Raw genomic sequence first — 4,524 nt, forward strand, 5'->3', positions numbered from 1 at the left:
GCCCACTCCTCGGTCGCGCCGATGTATTCGATGGGGGCGTCGAACCAGACGTAGAAGACCTTGCCCTCCATGCCCGGACGCGGGCCGCCGTCGGGACCGACGACCGGCACGCCCCATTTCAGGTCGCGGGTGATGCCGCGGTCGATCAGGCCTTCGTCCAGATGCTTGTAGGCGATGGAGCGGGCCAGCGGCTGCCAGCCTTCCGAGCGGGCGTCGACCCAGGCGCGCACTTCGTCGGCCACCCTGGTCTGCAGCAGATAGAGGTGGCGGGTGTCGCGGACCTCCAGATTGCGGCTGCCCGAGACCGAGGAATAGGGATTGATCAGATCCATCGGGTCCAGCAGGCGGCCGCAGTTGTCGCACTGGTCGCCGCGCGCCTTTTCATAGGCGCAGTGCGGGCAGGTCCCCTCGACATAGCGGTCGGGCAGGAAGCGGGCGTCGTCGATCGAATAGATCATCCGGTCGACGCGCTCCTCGATCAGGCCGCGTTCCTCCAGCACCTTGGCGAAGTGCTGGGTCAGGCGCTTGTTCGGCTCATTCGAGCTGCGGCCGAAGACGTCGAACGACAGGTTGAAAGCCTCGCCGGCCTTCTTCTGAACCTGATGCTGCTCATCGCAATAGGTGCGGACATCCTGACCCGCGGCGGCGGCGGCCAGTTCGGCCGGGGTGCCGTGCTCGTCGGTGGCGCAGACATAGAGGACGTCATGCCCCTGGCCGCGCTTGAACCGCGCCCAGACATCGGCGGGCAACATGGACCCGGCCAGATTCCCAAGGTGCTTGATGCCGTTGATATAGGGCAGCGCCGAGGTGATGAGGATGCGGGCCATGGTCGTCCAGTCTGCGGGAGGAAGCAGAGGGATATAGAGGCCCGTTACGCCCGCGTCACCCCGCCGTCACGCCTCAGGCCGGAAGCCGCTTGGCGATCCGCACGAACCGCCCCGTCAGCAGCGCGCCCGAGATCAGGCTGGCCACGATGACCGACCAGACCAGGCCGTCGACGCCGATCCGGTGCGCCAGCCACCAGCCCAGCGGGATCATGATGATGCCGTAGGACAGCAGGTGCATCAGCGTCGGCCAGACCACGTCGCCCGCCGCGCGGTTGGCCTGGGCCGCGACGACCTGCTGGGCGTCGGCGACAAAGAACAGGGTCGCCAGCACCAGGGCCGGGGCCGCGATGGCCAGGATGGCCGGGTCGGTCGTATAGGCGCTGACCACCAGGGGCGCGGTCAGCCACAGGCCGACGGCGATGATGAAGGCCAGAACCGTCACCACGCCGACGCCCGCCAGGCCGCTGCGCATGACGCCGGCCTTGTCGCCCGCGCCGTAGCTGCGGCCCACCAGCACCGCCGTCGCCGACGACAGGCCCATCGGCACCATGAAGACGATGGCCGAGACGTTGATGACGACCGCCCAGCTGGCGGTCTCGGCGGCGCCCAGCTGACCGGCGAACAGGGTCATGGCGGCAAACGCCCCGACCTCGATGAAGTTGGACGACCCCGCGCCGACGCCGACCTTGACCTGCTCGCGCTCGACCGCCCTGTCGCGCTTGGGCTTGTTGAACAGGCCCCAGGCGCGGGCTTCGGGCAGGCGCAGGATGAAGACGACGAGGAAGATCGCCAGCGCCATGCGCGCGCCGAAGGTGGCCCAGGCCGAGGCCTGTGCGCCGTGCAGGCCGAGGCCCAGAATGTCGGGGACCAGCAGCAGGTTCAGGCCCAGGTTGACCGCATTGGCCACCCACATGGCGACCATGCCGGCCTTGGGCCGATGCAAGCCCTCAAGGAAGAACTGGGCCGCCACCGAAATCAGATAGGCCGGCATCGACAGGGCGAAGATCATCAGCACCGGCGAAGCGCCCTCGCCCAGCCCGTCTTCTAGCCCCATGTGATGAAGGCCGAACGGCCCCAGCGCCATCAGGGCGATCATGGAGACGACGCCGATCTGCAGCGCGTAGACCATGCCGCGACGCAGGACGGCGCCCACCTCGTCCTTGCGCCCCTCGCCCAGCAGGCGGGCGGTCATGACCTGCACCCCCATCATCAGGCCGACCGCCGTGGTCAGCACGACCGAGGACGGCGCCCAGGCCAGGGAGTGATAGGCCAGCTCGCGGCTGGCGTAGTGGCCGACGACGATGGCGTCGGTCAGGCCCATGGTCATGATGCCCAGACGCGCCAGCACGACCGGCCAGGCCAGCTTCAGCAGCTCGGACAGGGTTTCGCGGGTCTTGAAGCTGAACAGGGCCTTGGTCATCGGACGCCGCAACAGCCACGCGCGCGGGCGCGGGTCAAATGATTTTCCGACTGTTTCAGGCGCCTACCAGGCGCCCAGCTCGCGCAGTTCGCGCGCCAGGTCGTCGGGCAGGTCCGTCGCCTCGGCCACGGACAGGTCCGGCGGCACGTCCTTGTCGAAGTAGCGCCAGCCCTGGAACGGCCGCCGGGCCAGGGGCGCGGTGCGGATGACCTGGCTGTCCAGCTTGATCTCGCAGCGGCTGGCCTTGCCCTCGCCGATGGTGGTGATCTCCAGGATGCGCTGACGGCAGGTCACCGAGCCCTTCACGACCCAATAGAGCGAGCCGCCGTCCTCGATCTCGGCGGCGCGCTTGGGCGTCATGCGCGTGTGGACGATGCGCCAGTCGGAACGCGCCGCGTTCGCCTCCAGCGTCTCGACCTCGGACACGCCGACGCAAAGTTTGATCATGTGAAGAGGCATGGGCGGGACTAGGAAGCCTCACCCGCCTTGACCACGGCCAGCACCGCACCGTCCACGACCTGATCGCCGACGGCGACGTTGAACTCGACCACCACGCCGTCGAAGGGCGCAGTCAGGGCGTGCTCCATCTTCATGGCTTCCAGCACCACGATGGGCTGCCCCTTGGCCACGACGTCGCCGGCCTTGGCGGGCGCGGCGACGATCTTGCCCGGCATGGGGGCGCGCAGGCCGCCGTCGGAGGCGGAGCCGCCAGCGCCCGCCGCGGCCTTGCGGCGGCGGAATTCAATGACGTCGCCGTCGTCGAAGACCACGATCCGCTCGGCGTCAGGCGCAAAGGCGGTGACGACTTCGCCGTCGACCACGACCAGATCGGTCTCGCCATAGACGCGGGCGGTTTCGCCCTCCACGCCGACGTCAAAGCTCGACTGACGCCCGTGCCAGCCCGGCTCGCCAGCCAGGGTCACGTCGTGACGGTGGTCGCCGTGGTGCAGGGCCGTGCGCGACTGGGCCGCGCCATTCATGCGGAAGCCAAACAGGCCCGCCCGCCACGGCGCCAGTGACTTGTCCTCGACGTCAAAGGCGGCGGCGTCGGCCTCAAGCCCGATCAGGCCAGCAGCGCCGGCCAGAGCCTGCGCCGAGACAGGCGCGCCGATCAGCGCGCCCTCTTCCGCCGCGATGAAGCCCGTGTCCACGTCGCCCTCGACGAAGCGCGGGTGGTCCAGGCAGCGGGCCAGGAAGCCGGCGTTGGTGCGGACCGGCCAGACCTCGACCTCGCGGCAGGCGTTCGCCAGGCGGGCGGCGGCGGCTTCGCGGCTGTCGGCATGGACGATCAGCTTGGCGATCATGGGGTCGTAGAACTGGCTGACCTCGCCGCCCTGCTCCACGCCGGTGTCGACGCGGATATCGTCGGGAAGGACGAAGTGATCCAGCCGTCCGATGGACGGCAGGAAGCCGTGGGCCGGGTCCTCGGCATAGAGACGGGCCTCCATGGCCCAGCCCTTCATCGGAATGTCGGCCTGCGCCAACGGGATCGGTTCACCCGCCGCGACGCGCAGCTGCCATTCGACCAGGTCGACGCCGGTGATGCTCTCGGTCACAGGGTGCTCGACCTGCAGCCGGGTGTTCATCTCCATGAACCAGATGCGGTCGGCCTTCAGACCATCCGAGGCGTCGGCGATGAACTCGATGGTCCCCGCGCCTTGGTAGTTGACGGCCTTGGCGGCGCGGACGGCGGCGGCGGTGACAGCCTCGCGCGTGGCGGCGTCCATGCCGGGGGCCGGCGCTTCCTCGATCACCTTCTGGTGGCGGCGTTGCAGCGAGCAATCGCGCTCATGCAGGTGGACGACATTGCCGTGGCTGTCGCCGAAGACCTGCACCTCGATGTGGCGCGGGCGGGTGATGTAGCTCTCGATCAGCACGCGCGGATCGCCGAAGGAGGACTGCCCCTCGCGCTGCGCCGAAGCCAGACCATCGGCGAAGTCCTCAGGCCTATCGACCTTCTTCATGCCCTTGCCGCCGCCGCCGGCGACCGCCTTGATCAGGACCGGGAAGCCGATGCGGTTCGCCTCGGCGGTCAGAGTCTCGAGCGACTGGTCCTCGCCCTGATAGCCAGGGGTGACGGGCACGCCCGCCTCGATCATCAGCTTCTTGGCCGCATCCTTCAGGCCCATGGCGCGGATCGAGGACGGCTGCGGGCCGATCCAGACGATGCCCGCCGCCATGACCGCCTCGGCGAAGTCGGCGTTCTCGGACAGGAAGCCGTAGCCGGGGTGGATGGCCTCCGCCCCCGTCGCCTTGGCCGCCGCCAGCACCTTGGCC

General features: G+C 69.1%; 4 protein-coding genes. All 4 read right to left on the reverse strand.

The genetic code is table 11. From position 1 onward, the window contains the following. Nucleotides 1–827: class I tRNA ligase family protein (locus VGE49_RS11675; RefSeq protein WP_331034720.1), on the reverse strand; the 827-nt coding region annotated here is incomplete at its 3' end. Between the two features lie 73 nt (nucleotides 828–900). Further along, nucleotides 901–2,247 carry an MATE family efflux transporter gene (locus VGE49_RS11680; RefSeq protein WP_331034721.1) on the reverse strand — a complete coding sequence of 449 codons (1,347 nt, stop codon included), beginning with the start codon at nucleotides 2,245–2,247 and terminating at the stop codon, nucleotides 901–903. 63 nt (nucleotides 2,248–2,310) lie between these two features. Next, nucleotides 2,311–2,706: a DUF1489 family protein gene (locus VGE49_RS11685; RefSeq protein WP_331034722.1), complete on the reverse strand. Its 396-nt coding sequence runs from the start codon at nucleotides 2,704–2,706 to the stop codon at nucleotides 2,311–2,313. An 8-nt stretch (nucleotides 2,707–2,714) separates the two neighbouring features. Beyond that, on the reverse strand, nucleotides 2,715–4,524 hold a 1,810-nt coding region (locus VGE49_RS11690), incomplete at its 5' end, for an ATP-binding protein (RefSeq protein ID WP_331034723.1).

The sequence above is a fragment of the Brevundimonas sp. genome (assembly GCF_036405315.1).
Taxonomy (GTDB): Bacteria; Pseudomonadota; Alphaproteobacteria; order Caulobacterales; family Caulobacteraceae; genus Brevundimonas.

What these genes read in the sequence shown, in the direction of transcription:
- VGE49_RS11685 (WP_331034722.1), bottom strand. Translation starts at nt 2,706, where the DNA reads ATGCCTCTTCACATGATCAAACTTTGCGTCGGCGTGTCCGAGGTCGAG.
- VGE49_RS11680 (WP_331034721.1), bottom strand. Translation starts at nt 2,247, where the DNA reads ATGACCAAGGCCCTGTTCAGCTTCAAGACCCGCGAAACCCTGTCCGAG.